The organism is Dictyobacter halimunensis (assembly GCF_036245075.1).
In genome coordinates this window covers 2,703,001-2,729,833 of record NZ_BSRI01000002.1, presented here as the reverse complement: position 1 = coordinate 2,729,833, position 26,833 = coordinate 2,703,001, and the positions used below count along the sequence as shown (strand labels likewise).

21 protein-coding genes, 1 tRNA gene and 1 pseudogene are annotated in these 26,833 nt (G+C 55.9%); 17 read left to right on the top strand and 6 right to left on the bottom strand.

The window, feature by feature from the left end:
- Window positions 1-114 precede the first annotated feature (114 nt).
- Window positions 115-1,863: a thiol reductant ABC exporter subunit CydD gene (cydD, locus tag AABA21_RS25385; protein ID WP_338254537.1), complete on the top strand. Its 1,749-nt coding sequence runs from the start codon at window positions 115-117 to the stop codon at window positions 1,861-1,863.
- Window positions 1,860-3,632 carry a thiol reductant ABC exporter subunit CydC gene (gene cydC / locus AABA21_RS25380; protein WP_338254536.1) on the top strand — a complete coding sequence of 591 codons (1,773 nt, stop codon included), beginning with the start codon at window positions 1,860-1,862 and terminating at the stop codon, window positions 3,630-3,632. Before cydD ends, cydC begins: the two co-directional genes overlap by 4 nt.
- Before the next feature lie 69 nt (window positions 3,633-3,701).
- On the opposite strand, the gene AABA21_RS25375 is transcribed toward cydC, so the two are convergent.
- On the bottom strand, window positions 3,702-3,974 hold the full coding sequence (locus AABA21_RS25375; protein ID WP_338254534.1) for a hypothetical protein: 273 nt from the start codon (window positions 3,972-3,974) through the stop codon (window positions 3,702-3,704).
- 536 nt (window positions 3,975-4,510) lie between these two features.
- Window positions 4,511-6,913 carry a serine/threonine protein kinase gene (locus AABA21_RS25370; protein WP_338254533.1) on the bottom strand — a complete coding sequence of 801 codons (2,403 nt, stop codon included), beginning with the start codon at window positions 6,911-6,913 and terminating at the stop codon, window positions 4,511-4,513.
- Between the two features lie 345 nt (window positions 6,914-7,258).
- Between AABA21_RS25370 and AABA21_RS25365 the strand changes: the two genes are divergently transcribed.
- The 5 genes from AABA21_RS25365 (at window position 7,259) to AABA21_RS25345 (ending at window position 13,044) form a co-directional block, all read left to right on the top strand.
- A complete protein-coding gene (locus AABA21_RS25365; protein ID WP_338254532.1) occupies window positions 7,259-8,005 on the top strand; it encodes a pentapeptide repeat-containing protein in 747 nt (248 codons plus the stop codon).
- 150 nt (window positions 8,006-8,155) lie between these two features.
- On the top strand, window positions 8,156-8,833 hold the full coding sequence (locus AABA21_RS25360) for a response regulator transcription factor (protein ID WP_338254531.1): 678 nt from the start codon (window positions 8,156-8,158) through the stop codon (window positions 8,831-8,833).
- Window positions 8,830-10,341 (top strand): sensor histidine kinase, encoded by a 1,512-nt coding sequence (locus AABA21_RS25355; protein ID WP_338254530.1) that lies wholly within the window; start codon window positions 8,830-8,832, stop codon window positions 10,339-10,341. Before AABA21_RS25360 ends, AABA21_RS25355 begins: the two co-directional genes overlap by 4 nt.
- A gap of 234 nt (window positions 10,342-10,575) precedes the next feature.
- Window positions 10,576-12,006 (top strand): amidase, encoded by a 1,431-nt coding sequence (locus tag AABA21_RS25350; RefSeq protein ID WP_338254529.1) that lies wholly within the window; start codon window positions 10,576-10,578, stop codon window positions 12,004-12,006.
- 174 nt (window positions 12,007-12,180) lie between these two features.
- Complete coding sequence (locus AABA21_RS25345; protein ID WP_338254528.1) at window positions 12,181-13,044, top strand: DUF2785 domain-containing protein; 864 nt, start codon at window positions 12,181-12,183, stop codon at window positions 13,042-13,044.
- Between the two features lie 85 nt (window positions 13,045-13,129).
- On the opposite strand, the gene AABA21_RS25340 is transcribed toward AABA21_RS25345, so the two are convergent.
- Window positions 13,130-13,501 carry a response regulator gene (locus AABA21_RS25340; RefSeq protein WP_338254527.1) on the bottom strand — a complete coding sequence of 124 codons (372 nt, stop codon included), beginning with the start codon at window positions 13,499-13,501 and terminating at the stop codon, window positions 13,130-13,132.
- 303 nt (window positions 13,502-13,804) lie between these two features.
- On the opposite strand from AABA21_RS25340, the gene AABA21_RS25335 reads away from it, so the two are divergent.
- Together AABA21_RS25335 and AABA21_RS25330 are read left to right on the top strand one after the other, a co-directional pair.
- Window positions 13,805-13,876, top strand: a tRNA-Thr gene (locus AABA21_RS25335).
- Window positions 13,877-14,099: 223 nt separating this feature from the next.
- A complete protein-coding gene (locus AABA21_RS25330) occupies window positions 14,100-15,014 on the top strand; it encodes a DMT family transporter (protein ID WP_338254526.1) in 915 nt (304 codons plus the stop codon).
- A 167-nt stretch (window positions 15,015-15,181) separates the two neighbouring features.
- Here AABA21_RS25330 and AABA21_RS25325 read toward each other — a convergent pair whose 3' ends face one another.
- Entirely contained in the window at window positions 15,182-16,012 is an 831-nt protein-coding gene (locus AABA21_RS25325) for an SGNH/GDSL hydrolase family protein (RefSeq protein WP_338254524.1), read from the bottom strand.
- Window positions 16,013-16,310: 298 nt separating this feature from the next.
- Here AABA21_RS25325 and AABA21_RS39495 point away from each other — a divergent pair.
- Window positions 16,311-16,442, top strand: a pseudogene (locus AABA21_RS39495) (DUF1838 family protein); the annotation flags it as partial.
- 543 nt (window positions 16,443-16,985) lie between these two features.
- On the top strand, window positions 16,986-17,441 hold the full coding sequence (locus AABA21_RS25320; protein WP_338254522.1) for a GNAT family N-acetyltransferase: 456 nt from the start codon (window positions 16,986-16,988) through the stop codon (window positions 17,439-17,441).
- A 37-nt stretch (window positions 17,442-17,478) separates the two neighbouring features.
- On the opposite strand, the gene AABA21_RS25315 is transcribed toward AABA21_RS25320, so the two are convergent.
- Together AABA21_RS25315 and AABA21_RS25310 are read right to left on the bottom strand one after the other, a co-directional pair.
- Window positions 17,479-18,684, bottom strand: coding sequence for a sialate O-acetylesterase (locus tag AABA21_RS25315; RefSeq protein WP_338254521.1), 1,206 nt, complete (start codon window positions 18,682-18,684; stop codon window positions 17,479-17,481).
- 149 nt (window positions 18,685-18,833) lie between these two features.
- Complete coding sequence (locus tag AABA21_RS25310; protein ID WP_338254520.1) at window positions 18,834-20,264, bottom strand: hypothetical protein; 1,431 nt, start codon at window positions 20,262-20,264, stop codon at window positions 18,834-18,836.
- 284 nt (window positions 20,265-20,548) lie between these two features.
- Between AABA21_RS25310 and AABA21_RS25305 the strand changes: the two genes are divergently transcribed.
- From AABA21_RS25305 to AABA21_RS25280, 6 genes are all read left to right on the top strand, one after another.
- Complete coding sequence (locus AABA21_RS25305; RefSeq protein WP_338254519.1) at window positions 20,549-22,138, top strand: MDR family MFS transporter; 1,590 nt, start codon at window positions 20,549-20,551, stop codon at window positions 22,136-22,138.
- Between the two features lie 396 nt (window positions 22,139-22,534).
- The gene (locus AABA21_RS25300; protein ID WP_338254518.1) at window positions 22,535-23,479 is read left to right on the top strand and encodes a hypothetical protein; all 945 of its coding nucleotides are present in this window, start codon (window positions 22,535-22,537) and stop codon (window positions 23,477-23,479) included.
- A 41-nt stretch (window positions 23,480-23,520) separates the two neighbouring features.
- Window positions 23,521-24,126, top strand: a complete 606-nt coding sequence (locus AABA21_RS25295; RefSeq protein ID WP_338254517.1) for a DUF6114 domain-containing protein — start codon at window positions 23,521-23,523, stop codon at window positions 24,124-24,126.
- Between the two features lie 16 nt (window positions 24,127-24,142).
- On the top strand, window positions 24,143-24,370 hold the full coding sequence (locus AABA21_RS25290; protein WP_338254515.1) for a hypothetical protein: 228 nt from the start codon (window positions 24,143-24,145) through the stop codon (window positions 24,368-24,370).
- Between the two features lie 14 nt (window positions 24,371-24,384).
- Window positions 24,385-24,744 (top strand): hypothetical protein, encoded by a 360-nt coding sequence (locus AABA21_RS25285; RefSeq protein WP_338254514.1) that lies wholly within the window; start codon window positions 24,385-24,387, stop codon window positions 24,742-24,744.
- Between the two features lie 375 nt (window positions 24,745-25,119).
- Window positions 25,120-26,826, top strand: coding sequence for a peptide ABC transporter substrate-binding protein (locus tag AABA21_RS25280; RefSeq protein ID WP_338254513.1), 1,707 nt, complete (start codon window positions 25,120-25,122; stop codon window positions 26,824-26,826).
- The last annotated feature ends 7 nt before the right edge of the window (window positions 26,827-26,833 follow it).

Genomic DNA, 26,833 nt, shown 5'->3' with positions numbered 1-26,833 from the left:
GGGGTACGGGGTCGCTTCGCGACAAGCGCCCGCAAGGGGCGCACCTACGGCGACAAGCGCCCGCAAGGGGCGCACCTACGGCGAGGGGGGCACCCGTGATCGGGAGCGGTTGTTATGAAGATCAATAAACGCTTGCTGCAATATGTGAAGACTATGCGCATCTATGTGCTGATTGTGGGTGCGCTCAGCCTGCTTACCGCCATTTTCATTATCCTGCAGTCGCGCTCGATCGCTGCGATTATTAACGCGGTCTTCCTGCGGAGGCAGAGCCTGATCCAGGTGATGGGCGCCCTGATGATCTTGCTGGTGATCCTGCTGGCCCGGGCAGCGGTTATCTGGGGCAATGATATCGCCACCAATAGCGTCTCTGGTACGGTGAAGAGCGATCTGCGCCTGCGCCTCTTCAGGCATATCTTCAGGCTGGGACCCATGTATGTGCGCGGCGAGCGCAGCGGCGAGATCGCCAATACCACCACCGAAGCGGTGGAAGCGCTGGACGCCTACTTTAACCAGTTCTTTCCACAGGTCTGCGCGACCATGATTATTCCGCTGGCGATCCTGATTGTGGTCTTCTCAACGGATCTTCTTTCGGGTATTATCCTGCTGGTAACGTGGCCGATCCTCCCCGTATTTATGATCCTGATCGGCCTGCAGGCGAGCGCCATGACCGAGAGCCGCTGGCGCCAGATGAGTCTGTTGAGCGCGCACTTTCTGGATGTGCTGCAGGGGATGACCACACTCAAGCTGTTCGGACGCAACAAGATTCAGCAGGAAACGATCCGCCGCATCAGCGATCGCTACGGGGATACCACTATGGAGGTGCTGCGCGTGGCTTTCCTCTCCTCGTTTGTGATGGAGCTGGGCGCGACCATCAGCAACGCCATCATCGCCGTCGAGATCGGGCTGCGCCTGCTCTACGGCAACATTCCTTTTGAGCAGGCCTTCTTTGTGCTGCTGCTGACACCCGAGTTCTATCAGCCCCTGCGTAATCTGGGCACGCAGTTCCATGCCAGCATGAACAGCGCGGCCGGGGCCGAACGCATCTTCGACATCCTGGAGGCCCCGACGACACCGGAGAAAACGACCGGCGCGCAGGAGGAGGCAAAGATCAAGCAGACACTGCTAATCGACGATGTGCACTACGCCTATCGGGATGCCGATGGGCAGCGCCACGAGGCCCTGCGCGGCGTCTCCTTCGCCATCCAGCGCGGCCAGAAGGTCGCCATCGTCGGTCGCAGTGGAGCCGGGAAGAGCACGCTGGCCAATCTGCTGCTGCGCTTCATTGAGCCCGATGAGGGAAGCATTCAGGCCGATCAGCGCGACATCCGCGAGTTTAGCGCCACCGCGTGGCGTAAGTTGGTGGCCTGGCAGCCGCAGCGCCCCTATCTATTCAATACGACGGTGGCGGACAATATTCGCCTGGGGCGGCCGGAGGCCAGCATAGAGGAGGTAATCGAGGTGGCGCGCATGGCCAACCTGCACGACTTTATCCAGTCGTTGCCGCAGGGATACGAGACGCCGATCGGCGAGCGCGGCACGCGTCTGAGCGGGGGACAGCTGCAGCGCCTGAGCCTGGCGCGCGCCCTGCTCAAGGGGAGTCCTATTCTGCTGTTGGACGAGGCCACATCGACGCTGGACGCCGAGAGCGAGGCCCGGGTCCTGCGCACCATTGACCATGTCGCCCCCGAGCACTTTGTCTTGATCATCGCCCATCGCCTGCACACCATCAGCAGTGCGGACCTCATCGTCGTGCTGGAGAATGGACAGGTGATCGCGAGTGGAACCCACCAGGAGCTACTGGCGCAATCGCCCGCCTACCAGGCGTTGATCAGGGCGTATGAAAATGAGGAGGCAATCGTATGAACGCCACCCTGCGCCGCCTGATCCAACTGGCCTGGCCGATTAGAAACTGGATGCTGCTGGCGGCCCTGCTCGGCGCTTGCACCATCATCAGCGGGATCGGCTTGCTGACGACTTCAGCCTATCTCATTTCGATGGCCGCCCTGCATCCATCGGTGGCGGCCCTCAACGTCGCCATCGTCGGGGTGCGCTTCTTTGGCATCGCCCGTGGCGGATTCCGCTACCTGGAACGCCTGGTGTCGCACCGCGCCACCTTTCGCCTGCTGGCACGGCTGCGTGTCTGGTTCTACAGCGCTTTAGAGCCGTTGATACCGGCGCACCTGCTGGAGCAGCAAGGCGGTCAGCAGAGCGAGCTGCGCAGCGGGGACCTGCTGCGGCGCGCGGTCTCAGACATCGATACCCTGCAAAACTTCTATACCCGTGTGCTGGCGCCCCCGCTGGTCGCCCTGGTCATCGGCGTGTTGATGTGGATCTTCTTCGGCTGCTTCGGCGTCGTCTTTGGCCTGATCTTTATCGTCTTCTATGTGATCGCCGCCATCGGCGTGCCCTGGCTGGCACATCTGCTGGGACGGCGCGTCAGTCGCGAGATGGTCAGCACGCAGGCGGAACTGGAATCGCATCTTGTCGATAGCGTCCAGGGCATCGCCGACCTGGTGGCCTTTGGTCAGGAGGAGCGTCAGGCACAATATATCCAGACCCTGAACGGGAAGCTACGCAGGCTGCAGATGACCTCGGCCTACGTCAGTGGGATGCAGGGCGGTCTGAGCAATCTGCTGATGAACCTGACGGCCTGGACCATGCTGCTGGTGGCCATTCCCTCTGTCCACCAGGGGAGATTAAACGGCATCTTCCTGGCCGTGCTGGTACTGGGCGCGCTGGCCAGCTTCGAGGGCGTTATGACGCTGCCGGCGGCCTTCCAGCAACTTGGCGGTAGCCTGGAAGCGGCGCGGCGCCTGTTTGAGGTCGTGGACGCCAAACCGGCCGTCAGCAATCCGGTGGCTCCATCGCCTACGCCGATCGATCAAGAGGTCAGGGTTGAACACCTGGGCTTCCGCTACGCATCCGGTGAGCCCGAGGTCCTGCGAGACGTTAGCTTCACGGTACCGCAGGGCAGATGCCTGATGGTGGTCGGCCCCAGCGGCTCCGGCAAGTCTACGCTGGCCCACCTGCTGCTGCGCTTCTGGGACTACCAGCAAGGCAGGATCAGCGTGGGTGGCTTTCCACTACAGGACTACCAGCAGGATGATCTCTATAAGCAGGTGAGCGTGGTAGAGCAGGATACACACCTGTTCAATACCAGCATTCGCGAGAATATTCTGATCGCGCGCAAGGACGCCAGCGAAGAAGAGCTGATCGCGGCCGCCCGCCAGGCCCAGCTGCATGACTTCGTGATGAGCCTGCCCGACGGCTATGACACGCGGGTCGGAGAGCAGGGATTGCGTCTGAGCGGCGGTGAGCGCCAGCGGGTCGCCATCGCCCGTGCCTTCCTCAAGGACGCTCCCATCCTGCTACTGGATGAGCCAACCGTCAACCTGGATGCCATCACCGAGCGCGCGGTACTGGATGCCATCAAGGCCCTACGTCAGCAGCGCACGACCATCATGGTCACCCACCGCCTGGTCGAAATGGAGATGGCTGATGAGATCCTGGTGTTGCAGCGCGGTCAGGTCATTGAACGCGGCAGCCACACCTCCCTGCTGAAAGAAGAGGGGCTCTATCGGAGGATGTGGCAACAACAACATGGAAATGCCAGCACCCCCATATCCCTTTAACAGATGGGGTGGTGGTACACGAGGGGGGGCTCTGCAGAGCGTCCCTCGTGTACCACCACCCCATCTGTTTTAATGGGCGTTTGGAGCGTCCAGTATCAAGCGGTGGGCTCGTGCCAGCAGCTCATCCCTTTCGTCCAGCATCTCCTGTGTCACGGTCTGGCCTACCTCTAATGTCTTTAGATAACTGATCCCATCATAGGCCACCTGCACCAGTTGGTTGTACAAATTTTCGGTATACGCCTGTAGCTCCGCCTGCGTAATAATCGCGGCAGACAATTCCGCTAGCGGCTTAAGGCTTTGATGGATCTCCAACAGGATCTCCCCGACGCTTTTTTCTTCCATGAAGTTCCTCCAGCAGGGGTAACTATCCATCAAGGATGGGTTTTTCTTATCTCTTATTGGGGCACATGAGCGCCCCCGCACGGGCGTCCGCATACGCGGCCGCACTGGTTTTTTAAGTTGGTGCGTGGAGGCGCGAAAGCGCACTCCACGCACCAACTTAAAAATGGCATCTGAGCACCATAGTACGCCGCCAACATTCAATTGATGGGAGAGCGGGGGTGCAAGCGAGCATGCCAAGGGCATGATCAAGCGGCCAGCCCAAAGCTGGGGCAAGCCCAGCACTTACGGGGAATCGGGGGCTGTGCCCCCGGCAACTCCTCCCCCTCTCGCCCGCGCAGCGGGCGAACAATCCATCAAACGAAGTTTGACAAAGCAATAGATGCCAACATGCATACACGAATGCACCCCTGTTGCACTACTACAGAAATGGTATCGCACATTGGCATATTACCATATAAGCATTTAAAATTCGATTATACCTTCTCTCATTAGCCATTTTTGCGTGGATAGATGCGAAGCTGTCCTCTGCCCATCCATCATAAACGATCGGTCCAACCGATTACGGTCAGGGTGGTGTTGGAGGATGACGTGGTGACCACCGTGGGGTGATCGTTATTCAGGCTGCCAATAGAGAGGGTGTCAACGAGGGGGGCATGAATACTAGAGCTTTTAAGGGCATACAGCAGGCCGTCGCGTGAAACATTGGACCAGCTATCCTGCGAGGCTTCGTTGAGCGTGATACTCTTCTCGTTCGTATCGACCGCGCACAACAGCCTGGGGGCCTGCTCGCCGGAGGAGTCGATCAGCCAGAGGCCGTTCGGCCTGGCGGGCAGAGGATGTTCGGCCTGGGATACGGCCAGAATGCGCTGCCGCACACTATGGATCTGTGACACAGCCAGAAACTGATCGACAAAAAAAGGGGCGCCTTCTCCCAGGCGACCGATGCTGCTGGCCCCGCTTAAAACGGTTCCACACTGCGGACAATCCACCGGCTTGCCCGCGCAATGGCTAACGTACACACTGGCATCGCTCCCAATCGTATAATCATCGCAGGCGGTGCCGGTAGTCAGGGCGATCTGTTGCAGGTCGTTTCTGTCCTCCGCCGCCTGGCCGCTCAGGATCGGCGCCTGGTAAAGGTTGCTATGGGGATCACGGAGGTAGAGATGCTGGGCATCATGCCAGCCGATCAGCCGATAGCCCTCCGGCGTCACCATTTTTAGCGCGATGGTCCCGCTGGCAAGCCATAATTGATAAAAGCGCGATCCATTTTCGATTGAAAACAGTATATGCGCGCCATCCACGTAAGTATATGGAGACCAATATATATCTTGGATTGACGACCCGGTCGTACCTGTCAGTGGAACACAGTAGAGCGTCTGCAGAAATTTGCCATCAATACGTACTAGCTGGAGCAGGTTCCGCTGAGCGGTGGTGGTTACGAACAAAATCCATTGTCCATCGGGCGAGAGCTGGGCTGCCCCAAGATGTTTTCCTGGAAACTTGTCAATCACCATATTGCGCTCGGTCGCGTTGTCGTAACGCATAAAAGCGCTGCCCGCATCTCCGCCAGCGGAGGGCTGTTGCAGATAGATCAGGCTTTGATGGGAGGGCGCGTGCATCAGAGGGGTAAGCACCGCCGGGCGGGCACGTCCCTCGGCGGGGCAGTTCGTTGTGAGCATTGAAACGGTCGAGACGGTCGCGGTTATGCTCATCCCCTGCTGCGTGTGGGCTCCTCCATGGCCGCTCGTCAATGTGGGCCAGATCCAGAGGATGCCCAGCGGAATCAAGGCCAGCAGGATTAAAAAGATAATGACGGGCACGATGCTAGCAGAGGCATGAGTGGTTCTTTGTTGCTGCCTGGCCGCGTAGCGCGCGATCGTCGCGGGCAGCACGGCGGTGCTGAGTTGTGATTGCTTCGACGATAGGCAGGGACCCGGCTGCGGCGCCTCACGCGCGGGCGATCGATACTCCGCGACGGCCTCGGGGTCTGGCACCAGGGCGGCATCGGAGAACCAGACCCCCTCAAGGCTGGGCGAGGACACGAGCGCATTCTGGCTGGAGGGTGGTGAAAATGCCGGGCCGCCATCTTCGCTCATCACAACCCGCGTCAACGCATGCAGGAAGTCGAGCGGACTCTGATAGCGCCGCGCGGCATCTTTGGCCAGGGCTCGCAATACCACCTCGTCCAGGGCCTCTGAGAGCCCGGGGGTAAAAGCAGAGAGAGAGGGTGGCGGCTCATAGAGGTGCATGGTCAATACCCGAATGGCTGTATCAGCGATGAAGGGGACATGACCTGTCAGCAACTCATATAACACCACGCCCAGACTATAGATATCGCTGGCGGGGACCGCCTTTCCCTGGATCTGTTCGGGGGACATATATTGAGGGGTCCCCATGATGCTGTTGGTATGGGTCGCGAAGCTCGCCAGCATCCCGGCGTCTTCCTCGTCCGACAACACCTTTACCAGGCCAAAATCCGACAACACCAGCGAGTGATCCGCCTTGAACAGCATATTATCCGGCTTGATATCGCGATGGATTAAGCCACGGTCGTGGGCATACTGCAGGGCGCGCAGGATAGGGGTCAGCAGATCCAGGGCCGCGCGCGGTGAGAGTCGCTGCTGCCGCTGCAAATAGTTCCGTAGTGAACCAGAAGAGAGGTATGGCATCACAAAATAGGCCATACCATTATAGCGACCATACTCATAGACCGTTAAAATATTGGGATGTTCCAACTGCGCCACAATCTGAGCTTCACGCTCGAAACGGCGCAAAAACGAATCCTGCCCATCTTCGCGTGACTTAAATACTTTGAGGGCGACCTCGCGATTCAGATAGGTATCGCGAGCCAGGTATACCGTGGCCATCCCTCCCAACCCGATTAAGCGCGTAATCTGATAATGCCCTAAACGCTGACCGACCATCTCACCAGGCCCCATGCAATCCACCCCATTCTATGATCGAAAATCACCCATCTTCACACCCCATGCTATTCGCGCCCCCAACCTTCAGTTGAGGCAGGCCCGACGCATACAACACACACATGGCGTATTTCACTTCCAATAGTAGCATGAGTTTCAAGCGCTAGCAACCTTTTGATTCCATAATAAGTATTAAGGTCACTTTATCTGGTGCAGGAGGGCTAGCCCTCCTGCACCAGATAAAGTGACCTTAATACTTATTTCTGTTCTTGCTTCACAGAATAGCATACGTGACGTATGATAAAAGAAACATCAGCAATAGGACGTTTCCGACACGTTACTTCAGAAAGATAGATAGTCAGGATGGAACAACCAACATCAGAAGATACACAGCCGCCACTACAACCCTCAGGCATGCCCGAGGAAAGGCGCCAGCGAGGCGCTCAAGATTGGAATCGCTGGCTTTTATTGCTGCTCATCCTTGTCCTCTGTCTCGGCTTTGTGTCTACCAATCTGTTCCAGGCTCAGAATGCTCGTATGCTTAGCCAGCAAGCACAGAACGGTCAGATACAACTGGCCCACGAACAGCAGCGCGAAACGATTCTACAAAACTATATGAACAAAATTAGTGACATGCTGGTGCACGATCAACTGCTGACAAAGCGCAAGGCCTCCGACCCGGCCAAAATAGCCGCCGACGCCTTGACGCGACAGACCTTTAGCCGCCTGGACGGAGACCGCAAAGCGGAGTTGATGCGCTTCATCTATCAAACCAAACTGGTCAGCAATGATAGCGTCGTGCTTAATCTGCAGGATGTCGATATCAGCAATGCCCGTCTGGGGCAGATCGATATCCGCGATACCTACCTGGTCGGCGCCAATATGAGTGGATCGGACCTGCACGGGGCCATCCTCAGCGATGCCATCCTGACGTTTACCAATCTGGCGGGTGCCAATCTATCCAAAGCCGATCTGCATGCCTGCGATCTGCACAACACCAACCTGGCCGGCGCCAATCTGCGCGATGCTACCGGCCTGACCCCCGACCAGATCTCTCAGGTACGCTCGTTGCGCGGCGCCACCATGCCAGATGGGACGGTGCACCGCTAATGATTTTCTTGTTCTGTAGCGCGATCATTCCTGACGTCGAAAGATCTATAAAACTTCATCTTTAACTCATTTTTCTCTGGTAATGTAGAGATACTGTGGCAATATCTACGATAAGGGATTCACATCGTTACTCTACGAAGGAGCGTTGGCGTGCATATCTTAGTGGTCGAAGATCATCCCACCCTGGGACCAGATATCAAACGAGGCTTAGAAAATAATAATTACTTTGTTGATCTAGTGGCTACGGGACCAGAAGCTCTGGCGCGGGCATACAAGTTTCCATACAATCTGATTATTCTGGATGTATTGTTGCCCGGTCTTAACGGCTGGGAGGTCTGCCAGCAACTGCGCGAGCACCAACAAACAGCTCCAATCCTCTTTCTTACAGCCCTGAACAAAGTAGACCAGCGCATCAAAGGGCTGGATATGGGCGCGGACGACTATCTGACCAAACCCTTCGCCTTCCAGGAGCTTGAGGCGCGCGTGCGCGCCCTGCTGCGCCGCGACCAGAAGCCACAGGCGCCGGTGCTACGCTTTATGGATATCGCCCTCGATACTCGGACCCACGAGGTCCAGCGTGGAGATCGTCCCCTGACACTCTCCAGCAAAGAATACGCGCTGTTAGATTTTCTGATGCGCCATCCGCACCACGTGCTGAGCCGCGACATGATCGCCGAGCATGTCTGGGACTATGACGCTGAACACCTCTCCAATGTAATCGATGTGTATATCCGTTATCTGCGCACCAAGCTGTGCGCGGATGGTGAACCAGATGTCATTCATACCGTACGTGGCTCTGGCTATCAACTCAAGGAGCCAACACTATGAGACTGATCAAAAAACCTCTCTGGCCGCTAGGCATTCGCTTACAGCTGACCCTCTGGTTCACCTGCGTCTTCACGATCCTTTTGTTTATCGCCAGCGCCTTCCTCTATAAACATCTGCAGACATCGCTGGCCGGCAGCCTGGACGGCGCCCTGCAGAGCCGCGCCGAACAGATCGCCGGAGAGATCTACACAGAAAATGGCACCATCCAGATGCATGAATCGGTCGGCGAGCTACCAGGCTTTGACCAGGATGCCAGTAGCCGTCACCTTACAGCGGCCGATGTCAATGATGATATCCTGGTTCGCATTCTGGATGCCCATGGAAAGCCATTGCGCAGCACACCAGCCTTTAGCCTGCTGCACGTACCGTCCAGTAGCATCACCCAGACGCTGGATGGGGATCCCTGGCAGGCCACCGTGCCAACGCTGGATGGGCATCAAAATGCGCGCATCTATAGCCGTGCCGTCACTAAAGATGGTCAGTTGATCGCCATCGTCCAGGTGGGACAGTTCACGGGCGAGCTACAGGATATGCTGCATCATGTGGCCGAAGAGCTGCTGGTCCTGGGCGTGGTGGTGCTTCTCTTCAGCGCCCTGGGCAGCTACTGGCTGGCCTCGCGCGCGTTCGCCCCTATTCATAATCTGATCCGTACGGCCCGCTCTATCAAAGAGGGCGACCTGCAGCAGCGCGTGCCGGTCCCGGCAGCCCGCGATGAGGTGCACTTCCTGGCCGTCACCTTGAATGAAATGATCGAGAGCCTGGATACGGTCCTTTCGCGGCAGCGCCGTTTTGTCGCCGATGCTTCGCATGAGCTACGCACACCGGTCGCCGTTATCCGCAGCACAACCGATGTGGCGCTGCTCCACGCCACCACGCGTGAAGAATATATCTCGGTCCTGCGCAACGTCAATATCGAGGCTGAACGCCTCGGCCGCCTGATCAACGATCTGCTGGCCCTGGCCCGTGGAGACGAGGGAAAAATCAAGCTAGAGCACGAGCCGGTACGCCTGGACCAGGTGGCGGATGTCGTGGCCGCCAACGCCGACACCATCGCGGAAGAAAACGGTGTAACCATCCACCGCTCACAGCTTGAGCCCGTGACGGTCCTGGGAGATGAGACCCGGCTGATCCAAATGATCATGAACCTGTTGGATAACGCCGTCATCTATACCAATTGCGGCGGCTCGGTCACTCTGAGCGTCCGCGCGACTCCTACCCACGCCGTCGTGACCATCAAGGATACCGGCATCGGGATCGACCAGGAGCACCTGGCGCATATCTTTGAGCGCTTCTACCGCGTCGACCAGGCGCGCGTACGCAACGCCGGCGGCAGCAGTGGTCTGGGGCTGGCCATCGTGGATTGGACGGTGCAGGCCCACCATGGGACGATCGCGGTAGAGAGCCAGCCCGGACAGGGGAGCACCTTTACGGTCAGCCTGCCGCGCGCCATCGAAGCCGCTCCAAAAGAGGGCGTGCTGATCGGAGGTCGTGAAAAAGCCAGAAGATAAATGATCTATATCAGCGGCGTCCAGGGGCAATACCTTCAATTTAAGGTCATGCAAAAAGAGAAAGGATCACAGTACGTGCGGGGCTTGCCCCCGCTTCAAAATGCCTAATGTTTCAACCTGCTCACTTTATATGATATAAAGAGGTTTACACCCTGATACAATAGAGATTACAGGCTTTTTACCCTGACCATCATCATATATGATGACAATGCAAAAGTGAGTGAGTAGATAACGATGCCTTATACATCCATACGCGAAGCCGCCGACGAGATTCATTCGGGGATCATCACCCCCACGGAACTGGTCTTAGAGACGTTAGAACAGATTGACGCGACCGATGGAGAGATCCAGGCGTTCGTAACGGTGATACGTGAGCAAGCACTCCAGGAAGCGGAGCAAGCTGAGCGCGAGCTACGCACCGGGCTCTACCGCAGTCCCCTGCATGGTATCCCTATCGCTATTAAGGATTTGATCGCCATCAAGGGTATTCCCACTACGGCCAGCTCGAAGGTGCTGGCCGAGAATATCGCCAGTGAAGATGCGATGGTAATCGAGCAGCTACGCAAGGCGGGCGCCATCATCATCGGCACCACCAACACCTTTGAGTTTGCCTATGGCCCCTACGCGCCGCCGACGCGCAATCCCTGGGATCACACGCGTACTACGGGCGGCTCCAGCGGTGGCTCGGCCGCCGCGGTGGCTGCGGGCATGACGCTGGGCGCCATCGGCACCGATACCGGTGGCTCGATTCGCATTCCCGCCGCCTGCTGCGGCATTACCGGACTCAAGCCGACGTATGGTCGCGTCAGTTGCCATGGCGTTATCCCGCTGAGCTGGTCGCTCGACCATGTAGGGCCCCTGGCACGCAGCGCGGAAGACTGCGCCATTATCTTTGACGCCATCGCCAAATACGATCCCCGCGATCCCAATAGCGTCTCGGGTCCACCCAGCCGACCGGCGACTACCCTGATCGAAGGGGTCGAGGGCCGGGGGCCGCTCTCACTGCAGGGCCTGCGCCTGGGCGTGCCACAGGACGCCTTTGTCGATCCGCTCGATCCCGAGGTCCGGCTCGCCTGGAAGGCCGCCTGCCGCGTGCTGGAGGAAGAAGGGATAGAGCTTATCAACGTCGAACTACCACGCCCAACCATGGATCTCTATCGCACCATCCAGAAGCCGGAGGCCACGCTGGCCCACATCCAGAAGGGCTGGTATCCCACCCATAGCGAGCTTTACACCGACCTGGTACGCACCCGCTTACAGGAGGGTGGCCGCATTACAGCGGTAGATTATCTGAACGCCCAGCAGGAGCGCCGCATCTTTGCCAGTAGCCTGCGCAGCCTTATGCAGCGCGTAGATGCCCTGGTGCTCCCCGCCGTTCCCATACCCGCCATCCCGCTTGACCAGGCTGGCAAAACCGTCGAGATCGAAGGTCAAACAGAGGATGCCGCCGCCGCTTACCTGCGCATCACCATGCCGTTCAACCTGACAGGCCTCCCCACCGTCGCCTTTCCGGCGGGCTTTAACGCCATGGGACTCCCCATCGGCCTCCAGGTAGCGGGCAGGCCATTCGAAGAGGCCACCGTACTGCGCATCGTACACGCCTACCAGCAGATGACAGACTGGCACCAGCGTCCCCTTCCCACCCAGACCGATCGGAACGCCTGATTACCGAAAACCACATTCACAGAACTCATAACATATAAATCATCCCGGATTTTTGAAAAATCCGGGATGATTTATACCCTCCTCCCATTTGCATCAATATCCTCAACGCTGTCACCATAGAGGACGTGTAGCCCGTATGTACAATATGGAACACGGTATTCATAAGGAGCCTTCATGCAAGATGTAACAGTACAAGCTACCAATAAAGCTTACCTGCAGGCAATTGCCGCCAACAACTACGAAATTCCAGACGACATTGATCACTTTAGCTTTGCCCGGGCCCTGCTAGCTAATCTTGCCTCTCCCGATCCCGAGTTGAGAGACGACCTTAGCTCAATTATTCTGGCAGCTGGTATTATCAGTCAACAGAAAGTAACACAGCGACAGCTAGAAGAGCTCCTCAATATGGCGCTTGACCAGGATCACCTCTTTTACCAGATCGGAGAAATAGGTACAGACTCGGTCTTCATGCGCAGCTTCTCCAGTCTGATCATAGCCTCAATCCTCTTTAATGATTCGCTTGATCCGCATTTATCGAGCGCCACGATTACCATGGTGAAAGAAAAGCTGTTCCACTATGCGCTGGAGGAAAAGGATTGGCGCGGCTATATCGAGGGCAAAGGCTGGGCACACGCCATGGCCCACCTGGCGGACGCCCTGGATGAATGCACCCAGCATCCGCGCGCTACTGGCACGGATCGACGGGAGGTTCTGGGGATTGTCAGCAAACTGGCGACCCTGGATGAGCCGCTCTATCATGAGGAAGATCTGCGCCTGGCCAAGATCCCTTATCATATTATTCTGGGGCACCAGGTCAATGATAAAGCTATCGCTGAATGGATCGATATGTGCGCCATTTCACGCGACCTGGATGTCGTATCCTGGACACGCATTACCAACGCCAAAAATGTCTTGCGTAGCCTGTACTTCTTACTACACTGGGATAATATGGCTCCCGTGATCACCGAGCGTATCTCAGCAACGCTCTATAAGCAGGATGAGGTGTATCAGGAAACCAAAAGATCAACGGAAGAATAGAGACAACCAGGGGAAATGGACAAAGTTAAAAAGGATGTCATTGTCAGACATCCTTTTTACATGATATAAAGTGTCATCTTGATCACTATCCTAGTAGTTTCTCAATGGTATCTAGAAGATCATCCAGTTCAAATGGCTTCTGAAGACACAGTACGTTACGCTTCTGCGCCTCATTGATAGGCGGGTACGCACTCATTAATATGACCGGTATAGTATTTATTTCAGGCATAGCATGCATGCGATCACACAATTCCAGACCATCCATATGCGGTAAGCGATAATCGGTGATTATCAGGCAGGGTTTCTGTTCTCGTACAGACTTTAAAGCCTGAAAGCCATCGGTTACCAGCTCTGCATTATATGGAGTTTCCATCTCAAGTGCATCAATTAGTAACGAACCAATACTATCATCATCCTCTACCACCAATATAGTATCCTGTATATCATATTCTTTCATGATTGTGAATTCTTTTAGGTTCTGCATAGTTAGAAATCCCCCCAGCGCTATGAACATCACAAATTTTATTCTAACAAGGTTGATACGGCTGTTAAAACCCAGTAGTTTCGTTAAATGGCTCAATTTACATTAGTATTTACTGAGGAAATCATGCAACTAGCCGCCGGCCAACAAAACACAACGGTATAAAGTTCAAATGCTGATCAGCCCGGGAAGAAAAACGAAAATTCCTCAAAAAAAAGTATTGACAACTCATAAATGACGGTGTATACTGCTTTCTGTGGTTGAGAGACCACAACACCAGCCGAAGTAGCTCAGTGGTAGAGCAACGGTTTTGTAAACCGTCGGTCGTCAGTTCAATCCTGACCTTCGGCTCTTTTTTTTTTGGCAACAACTTCCTGGTTTCCTTTTCCCCTGACATAACAATTCTGCTACATATAATAACCCACTTCTCCATAAACATTACCCCTTATCAATAATGGCATGATGCAGCTCACCCGAATTGGCTCTTGCCTTAAGTTCAGCCATAGCCTATATTGACAGAAACATAGATAAAAAATATTTACACTATATGATTTGACCATATACAGGAGAAATCATGACACGCAAAGGCTGGCTACTCTTCATCGCCATCTCGGTATTCTGGGGCATTCCTTACTTCTTTATTAAGATCGCTGTACGCGAACTGGACCCGGCTGTGGTGGTATTTGCGCGGGCCGCGATCGCGGCCATGATCTTACTGCCGATGACGGCTCGGCAGAAGACGCTACGACCCATGCTAAAGCGCTGGCCAGTGGTCCTGCTGTTCGCCATTGTCCATATGGTCGGCGCATTTCTACTGATCAGCTATGGCGAGCAGCATGTCTCATCCTCCCTTGCCAGCCTGCTGATCGCGGCCAACCCACTGATCGTTGCCGTACTGGCGCTGGGCTTCGATAAGAATGAGCGTGTCAATGGGCTGCGCCTGGTCGGACTGCTGATCGGCATGGTGGGGCTGATAGTTTTGCTGGGCTTCGACGTGGGGGGCGACCAGCAACTGTGGTTTGGCGCTATATTGATCCTGCTGGCAGCCACCGGATACGCGACTGGGGCCCTGATGCTCAAGAGCCGCTCCCTGGCTGAGCTGCCCAGAGTAACTGTGGCGGCGGGAGAGTGCAGTGTCACCACCATCGTGTTACTGCCATTGATCCTGACGCGGCTCCCTGGCAGCGTACCGAGCCCGGGCGTACTGCTTAGTCTGCTCATTCTCGGTGTCATCTGCACCGCCCTGGCCCTACCAACCTTCTTCGCCCTCGTAACCGAAGTCGGGGTCAGTCGCAGCACAGTCATCACCTACGTCAATCCAGCTGTCTCAGTACTCCTCGGCGTGCTGATCCTGGGAGAACCCCTGACCATCGCCACCATCGCCGGCTTCCTCTTAATCATCCTGGGATCATGGGTCTCTACGACCGGCGCCATCCCATTCTTAACCGTCCGCAAAGCGCCACAACCCGAAGCATACGGAACCGACTAAGCTCAAACCATTAGGGGTTGGTGAGAAGAGAGGGACGCGACCCGGCCGGATGTGTATGCCACTCCTCGTTGGCCTGACCGGGTCGCGCGTAGCTACATTGGAGTCTGACTACGTTGTTGCATGGCTACATGGCTACATTACCAGAAGAGAGGACCACGCAACTACGGCTAGTAGCCAGCGGTCTGCTCAAACGCATTGGCGATAACACTATAACCGGTTGAGGTGGCGTGAATGTCATGAAACAGACTGCACATCCACGTATAACCACAGGTATTGGGATTGGGGGTCGTCGCGCCACCAAAGGGCGTAAACACATCAACAAGGGTCGCGTAGCCGCTGGCATCCGCCGCAAGATGCTGGTTGAGCTCCAGGGCATATGGCAGTTCGCCCGGGCACTTGTTCTGATAGGGATCATAATAGTTCATCAGCAAGAGATCGCCGCTACGCTGACCATTCACCGTCATAGCCGCGGCCAGCCTCGGTAAGATCACCTGCCTCAGATTCGCATCCACCGTGGCCAGGTCGCTCTCCCAGGTCGAGCTGACCGCACATGTTGATGTATTGATGTCCTTAAGCATATCGTTAGCCCCGATGTCTAACGTTACTGGACTGACCCTACCAGGATTGAGTTCGAGATACAACACGGCCGCATTAAGTTGAGAACCAATATATGGGAACTTGCGTAAAACCGAGAACGTACAACCACCATTGATCATCGAAGTGGTGGTCTCACCCGGACAACCCATGTTGGCGTAGCTTGTGGCTCCATGGCTCTTGAGATTGGCATAAAAATCTTCCGCGTACCCATGGCCAAAATTGAGGTCGGGCTGAAAACCATAGGCCAGCGAATCGCCAAGCGCCAGATAATGAGATTTAGGGCCGACAAGTGACGCGTGGGTGGCAGCGAATGCCGCTGGGACAGAGAAGAACAAGAGACTACCTACAAGAACAACCGGTGCTACGATGCGAAGAAGATATCTCGCCATGCCTTTGAGCATATTTTCCTCCTTGAAAAAATATACTAATCTGGCACTTAAAAAAGGGCTGTTAAAGTGGCAACAGCTTCGAGGAGAAGGGAAATCTTACACATCTATTTCATAGTATAAATATAAGAGCGCCAAATTTCAAGCTTTTAGAGCATCGAAATATACTATAACATTGGGGCGTAATGTATTCTATTTCAATAATAAGCAATATTTACAACAAAATTTACTTCTTATTACATATTTATGTGCTTATGTTGAAAACTGTTAGACACCAGTGCAGCGGCTATAAGGTAAGCGGGGGTATGAGGCGCTACCGGCGGACGTACGTGGCTATGTGGAGCAGCACCAGCCCAGGTATGTGCACGCACCCGACCAGTTTACGCGCCCCAATGAAACCTCCTGGACCTATTTCAAGAAATACCTGGCGCAAAAAGGAGCCTGATACAAAGAAGATGTGTAGAGGTGTGGCAGGTGGGCATAAACGTTCGTCTGCCACACCTCTACCATCTCTTTGGCTGCATAAGTCTTTCTCTTTAAGAATTTAAGACCTTAAGAAGCTTAATACACCTTTGTAAAAGAAACACGAATAACCCCAATAAGCACGAAACGCTCGCTCAAACACGAAACACCCCTGTAGGGTCGACCTTCAACGGTCGACCGGGCCGCTTGCGGCCCACGTACCCGGCCGGTTCGGCTTCTCGTGGAAAACACGTCGCCCCACATGGTACCCGGCAAGCAACGTTCACTTTTGGGTACTCCTGCGCAACGTTGCGGGTGGGTACCACGTGGGCGAGCGTGGAAGACAGGGGAAGCGTCGTCGTGGGGGAACGGGGGCTGCCGTCGCTGGCGCTGGCAGCCCGGTCGACCGTTGAAGGTCGACCCTACGGGGCGTTCGTTTTTGGGGAGGGTGACGATGCTCCCGATGTTCTCTGTTTGCAACATTTTGGATGATGTGCTTTTCTGACAACGAAAGGATACAAGCTATATGGATAATTTCGAGCAACAACAGCAACAGGTAAAGATTGCACTGGCACGGGTACAAATACCTGCCGGGATCATAGTCAGGGCCTGGAGTGAGGAGGATTTTCTGGCGATTCAGCGGCTCAGCAGCGCGGAGGGGTGGACCTCGCCTGTTAGGCGTCCCGCCGATTCGCTGCGAGCGTGGCAGAGCTCGTGGCCGACCCTGGTGGCGCAAAAAGATGATGCGGTGGTAGGCTTTGTGCGAGCTATTACCGATTGCGCCATTACTATGTATATCGCCGAACTGCTGGTAGACCAGCACATGCGTGGCGCTGGCATCGGACGTACGCTGTTAGAAACGTGCCATCAGCTTTACCCCACCACGCGCCTGGATCTGCTGGCAGCCGACGGCTCTCGCTCGTTTTATGAGGCGTGCGGATATAGAGTTCTGCACGATGGCATGCGTAAAAGCTATGTTTAACGCATGCCATCAAGATAACGGCAGCCGTGAGGGATACTTACGATACCTTCCAGGGGCCGAAGGCGGGGATGGCGGCATCGGCGCCATCGGTGATGTTGCAGTAGGGGTTGAGGCCCCAGCCATACCAGAGATAGGTATCAACCGGTAAGACATCGGCGATCAGGCGCAGGGTCGCGGTACCACCATCCAGAGTAATTTTGTGGATGAGGGGAAGTTCGCGGCCATCACGATCGCGCAGCGAGAAGCCTGCTGGACGTCCGGTTGAGCGCAGGCCGCCGCGTACGGGACGGTAGGTGATGTGGATGCGCATCTGCTCCAGTTCAGGTGTCACCGCTACAACGTCGGGGGTGCGCTGACCATCTACCTGGTCGGCCAGGCGGCGGCCAAGGCGCTTGAGACCCTGGGTGCCGACATGGATCAGGTCGTCCAGTTCCAGGTCGATGGCCGAGACCATGGCGATCCCTGGCTCGGCATGCTGAAAGGTACGCTGCAACTCGCGGATGCCGTTCCAGCCCTCGGGACCCTCTTCGGAGATTAAGCCACCGATCTGCACATAGTAGAACGGCAGGTCGGGATTGTCCAGGTCGCTTCTCAACGATTGAACAAGGGTGTGCATGCGCTGGTGATAGTGCTCGACTCCTTCTGGATTGCAGTCGCTCTCGCCCTGGTACCAGAGGACGCCGGACACCTTGCCGCCAACGGCCTTCACACGTTCGTACAGGGCACCATACAGTGAAGCGCCACCCTGGTCGCGCAGATGGGGATCCCACTGCTGCATCGAGGTACCGCCATGCGCGGAGGGGATCAGACCAACGGGAACGCCGGTACGGGCGTAGCGCTCTTTGGCGAAGGCCAGGCCCAGGCCGGTCCCCTTGACGCGCTGTGGATCACGCTCTGGTATTGACTCCGGCACGCGATCGAACCCCCACAAAACATGATGGACCAGGCGTGGTGACTCGTTCAGCCAGTGAAGAGGCTCTTCGGCCTGCGCCCACTGCTCACGCGACTGAAACGAATGCACAAATGGCGAAGGCTTCTCCTCATCGATCAGGTCGCCGATCCCCTCCATATTGCTCTGCCCGGCGAGCACCCAGAGATCGCCAACCAGCACATGATCGGCTTCACCTACCGTATAGGGACCACCCACGGCCAGCTCGATCACTTCTCCATTGCTCGTCTGCACACGCGCCTTATCGTCAGCATCGCGCTGTAACACCTGATAGCTCTGCACGTTTGTATACATTGTTCCCTCAATATCATCTGTCGGCAACGAAAATAATATCTCTCGTAGAGAGACATCTGTATTTTATCAATTTCATGCAAGGATGTAAAAATGCGCACCGGGCACACATTTTTACATCCTTGCATGAAAACCTTGCTTGCTGGACGAACTTAGCCTGAGGCGCTGGCAGGACGGAGGGCAGGCCAGAGATTGATGGCCAGGCAAAGCGCTAGCGCCAGGCCAAGGATGCCTGAGAAACCAAAGGCCAACGGGCTCAGGTTCAGCTGGCCTATCGTCAGCCACGGGGAAAAGAGCAGTGAGCCAACGCGTAATAGCGCGGCAAGATTGCCCAGCCACAGCGTCACACTGACCAGCCTGGCCGAACGAATAGTCCCGCCAGAAAAACCCGGGAGCATTCTCGGGGCCAGACCGCATAGCAACAAGCTTACAAATCCAATGGTCAGACTATGGCGAAGCGCGTCTTCAGCTAGCGGTGCAGCGAAGCTAAGCAGGTCAGAAACGCCATTGATCAGTAGAAAGATGCCGCTAACGAGCACCCAGAGATACGCGCTGGCTACCAGTGCAACAAAAGGCCCATAGGTGTTACGCTCTTGTGACACGCGTGTCCGATACGCCTGCGCGAGCTTTGCGGGTTCAGGAGCCAGTCGTGCCACCTTGTGTGGCAGCTTGCCCCGCGCACGCATAGTACGCAGGAATAAAAAGACAAATAAGATCAGGATGCCCCCAATGATTACCATGCCTGCGCCCTCCGCTTCTTGCCAGTTCATCAGGATACCCGCACAGAACACGAGCAGGCCACTGATATAGGCAAACGATAGAGACACAAGCCGCCGTGGAGGAAAGGCGTCAAGCCCTGCGTACATCGGTAACGAGCGTGCTGACATCCCCAGAGTCATCGGCAGTAAAAAGCCGAACAAACCCAACGTCACAAACAAGCGATCACCCGTCGCGGGGACCATCCCTCCCGTCATCTGCCACAGATTCACCAGATTAATCACTCCACAGAGGCCCAGGCAGACAAACGAACAAGCAATCAAGGGCAACGTGTGACCAAACGCTGGACGTTTTTCCAGCGCTGGTCCCCGGCGGAACATCAGCCCGAGCAGGAGGACGACGCCACAGAGAGCCAGGCATTCCAGAATGGCACTGCCCACCAGGCTGAGTCTTACGATGGGCTGATCGGCTACTGTCAGCCACGGCTGAGCAAGGGCACGCACACAGAGCGCCACAGCCAGTGCTCCAACGATCCAGCGCACTGGCCAGATAGCAACCAGAGGGGCACCACGCAGGCGTGGTAAAAAGTACAGCGAAACTCCGACGACAAACAGCCCGGCCCACCCGAATACCTGTAGGTTGCCATGTGCCTGTGCCAGGGCAGGCCACCAGGGTCCCAGTTGCACTCCGACCATACTGGTCACGGTGAGCACACAGGCCAGCATAAAGCCGCCCCCGGCTCCCAGCAGGAGCGCGGCTCGAAAAACCAGCGCAATCTGCGCGAATGATACCTGTTGATAACCGCTCCCGCGTGTTGAATGCTTCCCTCGTGTCGTAAGAGATCCCTCAGAGATGTGCTTTTCCAAAGATAGCCTCCTCATTTTCCACACCTGTTCTTTTTGAGAGTGTACCGTTCCGCAGGCCATACATGCAGTGACAAAAGTCGCATTCTTTCCTCTTCCCTGGATAGAGCCGAGTTCCCGAAGATCTCACTGTTGGACACGAGCGCTGTTCTATTGTTCCGTGCGGCTGCAAATAAAACAAGGGCGGTTCTTGTCCTGGTTTTAGCATATACTTTCAGTATGAGAAACGTTAAAGGATTGGATTTATTCATCTGCCCATGTGGGTAGATACATTGGAGGGATACACGATGACGACTGCATCAGTGACGGCTGAATTTCAGGAGAAGGGTCGCCTGCGCGGTATGGCGCTGGTATCTGTGATTATAGCCTTGATGCTGACGCTATTATTGGAGGCGCTTGACCAGACGATCGTGGGAACCGCGATGCCACGCATCATCGCGCAGCTTCACGGTCTGGATCGCTATAGCTGGGTGGCAACAGCCTATATTCTGGCTTCGATGACCATGATTCCTATTGTAGGCAAGCTGTCGGATCAGTTTGGTCGCAAGTGGTTTTTACTATCTGGTACGGTGCTCTTCTTGATAGGATCGGTGCTGGCCGGTGCCTCTCAGAGCATGACTCAGTTGATCATTTTCAGGGGGCTGCAGGGATTGGGGGCCGGTATTGGCATGGCGCTGGTAGCGACCGTGATGGCGGATCTCTTTCCGCCGGCCGAGCGCGCCAAGTGGAGCAGCCTCTTCGGCATCGTCTATGGCGTCTCTAATCTGCTTGGTCCCACCTGTGGCGGCTGGCTGGCCGAACATGGTCCACTGCTGGGCAACCTGGTCACCGAGAGCACGCGCTGGCGCTGGGTCTTTTATATCAATGCACCAATCGGACTGATCGCGCTGGTCGCGCTGCTCATCTTCCTGCCCTCTAATCTGTCGGATCATACGCAGAAGTGGAATGGTTGGAGGTCGCTGCGCAACATCGATTTCGCGGGTGCGCTCTTCTGTGCCGCCGCCACCATCTGTCTGATGCTGGGGCTCACCTGGGGCAGCGCCAACATCTCGGCCCGGACCTCGGTGCAGGTAATCGGGGCCATCGCCGTGGGCGCCCTGCTGCTAATCCTGTTTGTGTTCACCGAACGCCGCGTCAGCGAGCCGATCCTGCCACTTGACCTCTTCAGCCGTCCGGTATTCAGGATCGGGGCCGGGCTGGCACTCCTGCAGAGCATGGTCCTGCTGGGATTGGCCCTCTACCTGCCGCTCTTCTTTCAGGGCGTGATGGGGGTGGCGCCAACTGACGCAGGTTTGATCATGACTCCCTTTTCGGTCAGCATGGTTGTTGGCGCCATTCTCGGCAGCATGGCACTGAATAAGTTGAGGCGCTATCGCGTGGTGGCCGTGACGGGTGCGCTGATCATGAGCGTCGGAGCGCTACTGATCACCTTGATGACCCCGGCCTATGGCATAGGCCTGATCATCGGCATTCTGGTTCTGACCGGTATCGGGATCGGTCCCTTCTTCTCGCTCCCGATGGTGGCGGTCCAGAACGAGTTGCCACCCAGCCAGTTAGGCATCAGTACGGCGGCCCTGCGCTACCTGGGCCAGGTTGGCGCCACACTGGGCATCGCGATCGTGGGCACCGTCATCGCCAGCACGGTCTCAGGCAATCTAATGGGCCATCTCCCAACCGACGCTGCCTCTAAGGCAGCGCTGGCCAGCGCCCTGCAGCACGGCTTTAGCGCGGTGCTGATCTTCTCCCTGCTCGCCTTGCTCACAACCTTCTTTCTCAAAGATATGGCCATCAAAGAGCCCCAGGCCAATCCCGAAGACAGAACAGAAAACGAGGACGCGACTTCAATCGATGCGGATGAAGCCTTAACCCGGGCATAATCCTGCCCTTATCACCATCAATGATCTTTAACGAAATAAGAAGGTATAAAGCGGGGAGGTGCAGGAGGGGCGGCGCGCCCCTCCTGCCGGGGTTTGGGCGAGCATGCAGGAAGCATGCTCAAGTCCCCAAAAGCTCCTCTTCTCTCCTTCCCCGCCTACGGTGGGGAAACAAAAGGGTATGTTATACCCGGTCAAAACGTAAAAGATCATATAAGGTGATCGACATCATTTGAAGATGTCGATCACCTTTTTTGTCGCCGACATATCGGAGTGCAAAGCTTAAATACATGGCATGGCGTATTTGTAGCTATTTATTCAATAAAAGCTCAAATATCGCGATTATGGATTATACACTTTTATTTTGGTAGCAGAATTGGAAAGGGAGGGGTGTATACAATGATAGCGGTGAGGCGCGTCAAGCCTGCGCGCTATGTGGTGGCGATATGTGTTGCTTGTCTGTTATGGGGCTCCCCGCGCCTGATATTTTCACACATGGCGTTCGCCGGTACGGTTGACAATAGTGGTCCCTTTACCATTACAGCCAGCACGTTCACGATCACCAACGTGCGCATAGATCAAAGTGTCATCCAGCAAGGAGGATCGCTGGCGGACGCTCTTGTTATGGATGTGGTCGCTACTAACCTGGTGATCAGCAAGCAGGTATTTCTCCCTGGCACCGGGCCTACTACATTCAGCACGGCCGCGACCGGGAGCGAGCCCGCACGGCTCTACGGCCTGCGCGCGCACATCGTATCCCTGACTTCGGCCCAGGGCAATTTCTCCAGTCTAGCCGATATTCTATCCGGCAAGCAGCAGATACCCGGCGCCTCCGCCGGACAGAGCAATATTGTAACCGAACCAACAGGTGTGTCTCCGGCTAGCAATGGTTCCGCAACACCGACGACATCCAGCGATGACGGATCAGATTCCCAGGAGATAGGAGACGCTACGAGACAGTCGGCGAGCAGGCCGCAGGAGCCAAACGGGCCGATCAGTAATATCGACCATAGCGCACCAACCGTCATCACCAGTCCTGGGGCGGCGATAGCTACTACGGCAATCGCCACCCCTGCAGGCACAGTGGGTGCTCAATCGACCCCGGCACTGACGCCGACGCCGACTGAGGGCGGGGCGGCACAGGTAGAAGCAACACCGGTAGTGAGCCAACCGCAGCCAGCCTCTGCAGGCAATGCGCCGACCGGCACAGGTCCAGTTGGAGCGGCCGGGCTGTCTGGCAATCTTAGCACTCTCAGTCTGACGTTGACCGACGTGCGGATCCAGGCGACGTTCCTCGTTGTGCAGGCGGCGACACTGCCGGGCGTTGTTATCTCTGTACACTAACCCCCTGGTGAGATTAGCAGACCAAAAGGAGATATCGATTCATGGCAACAAAGCGGCACCCCAATAAGCAGCAGGTGAAGAAAAAAGCAGCGGTAGAACCTGTGGTGGATCGGATTAAGCCGACCAGCACGACGGTGGTTGAGGTTGAAGATCGACCCGAGATCGTGGAGCCGAAACAAAGCGAACCGGTGGTCATAGAGAGCACTACCCGGTCGCTCCTCCGGTTATGGCTGATGCGGCGTCCCGTGGTGGGATCGCTGATGGTTGTCGGCGCCGGCATACTGGTGCTCTGGGGACCATTGGCGCTGATGCAGTTCGCCTTCCTACCGGGCAATACCATCTGGGCCGGATTGCTGGTTGGCGGCATGCTGTGTGTGCTGGGATCGCTACAATTCTTCTTTCCCGCCTATGCGCTGGTGACCGGGTCGCTGGCCATCATCTGCGCGCTCGTCTCGCTGATGGCGGCGGCGGGCGGCTTCGGTCTCGGTATGCTGCTGGGCATCATTGGCGGCGCCCATGGAGTCGCCTGGCGCAACACCACGCTGACGATGGAGGAGTACAACCGCCAGCGAGAAGAACACGCGCGCCGCCCCCATCCTAAAAAGTGGTGGAGATGGCCTTTCCGCCCGGCGGCATCACATACATAAACCAAGGAGTCATCACATGCAACACGTACATCCCGGCTTCGCCCATAAATCGGACCTGCCGGTCGAGAACGCGCCAGCAGACGTCATCACGGTTGGCAGCGTCAAACGCAAGATCTTCTGGCCGGTCTTGCTGGTCGCCTTCTTGCTGCTGGGGGGCTGCTCTGGCAGGCGGCCAACGGCAATATCGCCATCGCCGCCAATTTTCCGGTGCCTTTTACCGTTCAGGCCGACGCATTTGATCTGAGAAATAGCACACTGGTGCTGGGACTCTCTAACTTCGGCAATAACGTGCCAGTCGCCATCATCACCGATAACGCAACGGCCACGAATCTGCGCATCTCCAAACAGGTTTGCCTGCCCGTTGTGGGAACCGTCACCTTCCTGCTAACAGCGGGTGACCGCAACGCTCCGGCCCGCCTGTACGGGACCAGAACCGACGTCCAGGCCCTGTCCGCCTCGGTGCTCCATGTCCAGAACCAGATCACCTCGACCAATGCCCGCTTCGGCGTAAGGATTACCAGCGCTGATGAGCAGTTCTTCAACCTGACTATTAAGACACCTTACCTGAGCGTCGATAGCGCGACCTTTCCAAATCTGCACCTCTCGGTCTTCAGATAATATTAAGATATTGTATGGAAGAAACGAGCTTTACTTGTTTTTTCCATACAATATCTTAATATTATTTATAGTGCTGTAAAAAGATCATAGCATTTCAATATGCATGGTATAATGTAGGTGTGACTCATTCTGTTTCAGAAGCTTGACAACATAGGATGCTTACTGCATAATATTTTAAAACTGTTGTTGATTTTATTGATCAACAATATCAAAAAGTAGCTCGATTTAATACAGAAATTGAAGAAGATGCGATAAAAATCTCTTGGAATAGATTTGCAGGTTTTTCATATGTTTTTTGAGAGTTACTGGTTGAATGGTACGTATATCATTATACAAGTATTTAGTTTTACTTTATTTTCAGACTAGGGAGGCTTTATGCATCACTTCCGCAAGAAATCTGTGACGCTCGGAATGGCCAGCCTATTTTCAATTCTGGTCGTCCTGCTGTCCGCATGTGGAGGGGGCTCTACAGGCAGCACCAATGCGCCGTCGAATCTGGCATCCAAACAGGTGTTACGTGAGCCGGTGATTGGCGGCGACTTTGATTCGCTCGATCCCGCGCTGACCGCCGGTGGTCTGGGAGACCCGATCAATCTTATTTTTACCGGTCTGGTCTCCGCCGATGATCAGGGCAACATCCACGATCAGCTGGCCGCGTCGCACCAGGTCTCTAGCGACGGACTGACCTACACCTTTAAACTTCGCTCCAGCCTGAAATTTAGTGATGGGACGAAGCTGGACGCCAACGATGTAGCATATAGCATCAATCGCGCCATCGATCCAGCCACCAAATCAGAGGTGAGCAGTTATTTAAGCCTGCTAAAAGACTATAGCCAGTTTTCTAGCGGCAAGATCAAAACCCTGATCGGTGACAGCATCATCGTCAAAGATCCCAACACCATTGATCTGGTGATCAGCAAACCGGCCAGCTACTTCTTGCAGGCCCTGAACTACTCCACCTCCTTCGTCGTCAACAAAAACCTGACCACCAAATATGGTGCCAAATGGGTTGACCACCTGGGAGAGGGTGCCGGCGATGGCCCATTCAAGGTCAAAAGCTACAGCCACAACACCGGCCTGGTGCTGGTCCCCAATGCAAACTACTATAAAGAGAAGCCAAAACTGCAGGAGCTCGACGAGGTCATCACCGGCGACCGCGACAGCACCTTCAAATCGATGAAGGCCGGCCAGTTCGATCTCGCGCCAGTGCCACCGGCCCTGGATGCGGCTAACAAACCGCTACCCGGTTATCAGACATCGCCGGCCCTGGCTAGCCGTTTCATCGGCATGAACTACCTGGTCAAGCCGCTGGACAACATCAAGGTTCGCCAGGCTCTGGAACTGGCCCTCAACCGCAACCTGATCGTCAACAACATCATTGGTCCATCTGTCACCCCCAGCTATCACATCATCCCCAATGGCATCCCTGGCTACAACAAAGATTTGATCGGCCCAGATGGCATCACCACACCAGCCGGTGACCAGGCCAAAGCCAAGCAGTTGTTCCAGCAGGGTCTGCAGGAAGAGGGATATAGCAGTGTCAGCGCCGTGCCACCCCTCACCCTCTCCTATGCCCTGAGCTACAAAGCCGGTGCCGACACGATGGCGGCGGTCACCAACGAATGGAAACAGGTTCTGGGTCTAAACGTCAAACTGCAGGGCGTACAGGGCAACGACCTGATCGCTCAAGAGTTCGCCACCGTCGGTAAGACGGGTCCGTTACAGATGTGGTACGGCTCCTGGAGCACCGACTACCTGGACCCCCAGGACTGGACCACCCTCTTCTTCGATAAGGGTTCCGCCAATAACACCTTCAACTATGGGCAGAACAAGTCCACCAACGCCGCCGATCAGCAGGCGGTACAGACCGAATTGGAGAAGGCCGACGTCACCACCGATCAGGCGGCGCGCATGAAGATGTATCAGGATGCCGAGCAGAAGCTGGTCAATGATGTCCCCTACATCACCACCTACCAGTCTTCTTACAGCTACCTGCTCAATCCCAAGCTGAAGGGCTGGAAGCTCTTCCCATTGGGGAGCATGGCCACCGATGACTGGGCCAACGTCTACTTCACCAAGTAAGGACGTT

Excerpts from the sequence above, each read along its gene's own strand:
- cydD (WP_338254537.1), top strand. The coding sequence starts at position 115 with ATGAAGATCAATAAACGCTTGCTGCAATATGTGAAGACTATGCGCATC.
- cydC (WP_338254536.1), top strand. The coding sequence starts at position 1,860 with ATGAACGCCACCCTGCGCCGCCTGATCCAACTGGCCTGGCCGATTAGA.
- AABA21_RS25375 (WP_338254534.1), bottom strand. The coding sequence starts at position 3,974 with ATGGAAGAAAAAAGCGTCGGGGAGATCCTGTTGGAGATCCATCAAAGC.
- AABA21_RS25370 (WP_338254533.1), bottom strand. The coding sequence starts at position 6,913 with ATGGGGCCTGGTGAGATGGTCGGTCAGCGTTTAGGGCATTATCAGATT.
- AABA21_RS25365 (WP_338254532.1), top strand. The coding sequence starts at position 7,259 with ATGGAACAACCAACATCAGAAGATACACAGCCGCCACTACAACCCTCA.
- AABA21_RS25355 (WP_338254530.1), top strand. The coding sequence starts at position 8,830 with ATGAGACTGATCAAAAAACCTCTCTGGCCGCTAGGCATTCGCTTACAG.
- AABA21_RS25350 (WP_338254529.1), top strand. The coding sequence starts at position 10,576 with ATGCCTTATACATCCATACGCGAAGCCGCCGACGAGATTCATTCGGGG.
- AABA21_RS25345 (WP_338254528.1), top strand. The coding sequence starts at position 12,181 with ATGCAAGATGTAACAGTACAAGCTACCAATAAAGCTTACCTGCAGGCA.
- AABA21_RS25340 (WP_338254527.1), bottom strand. The coding sequence starts at position 13,501 with ATGAAAGAATATGATATACAGGATACTATATTGGTGGTAGAGGATGAT.
- AABA21_RS25330 (WP_338254526.1), top strand. The coding sequence starts at position 14,100 with ATGACACGCAAAGGCTGGCTACTCTTCATCGCCATCTCGGTATTCTGG.
- AABA21_RS25325 (WP_338254524.1), bottom strand. The coding sequence starts at position 16,012 with ATGCTCAAAGGCATGGCGAGATATCTTCTTCGCATCGTAGCACCGGTT.
- AABA21_RS25320 (WP_338254522.1), top strand. The coding sequence starts at position 16,986 with ATGGATAATTTCGAGCAACAACAGCAACAGGTAAAGATTGCACTGGCA.
- AABA21_RS25315 (WP_338254521.1), bottom strand. The coding sequence starts at position 18,684 with ATGTATACAAACGTGCAGAGCTATCAGGTGTTACAGCGCGATGCTGAC.
- AABA21_RS25305 (WP_338254519.1), top strand. The coding sequence starts at position 20,549 with ATGACGACTGCATCAGTGACGGCTGAATTTCAGGAGAAGGGTCGCCTG.
- AABA21_RS25300 (WP_338254518.1), top strand. The coding sequence starts at position 22,535 with ATGATAGCGGTGAGGCGCGTCAAGCCTGCGCGCTATGTGGTGGCGATA.
- AABA21_RS25295 (WP_338254517.1), top strand. The coding sequence starts at position 23,521 with ATGGCAACAAAGCGGCACCCCAATAAGCAGCAGGTGAAGAAAAAAGCA.
- AABA21_RS25290 (WP_338254515.1), top strand. The coding sequence starts at position 24,143 with ATGCAACACGTACATCCCGGCTTCGCCCATAAATCGGACCTGCCGGTC.
- AABA21_RS25280 (WP_338254513.1), top strand. The coding sequence starts at position 25,120 with ATGCATCACTTCCGCAAGAAATCTGTGACGCTCGGAATGGCCAGCCTA.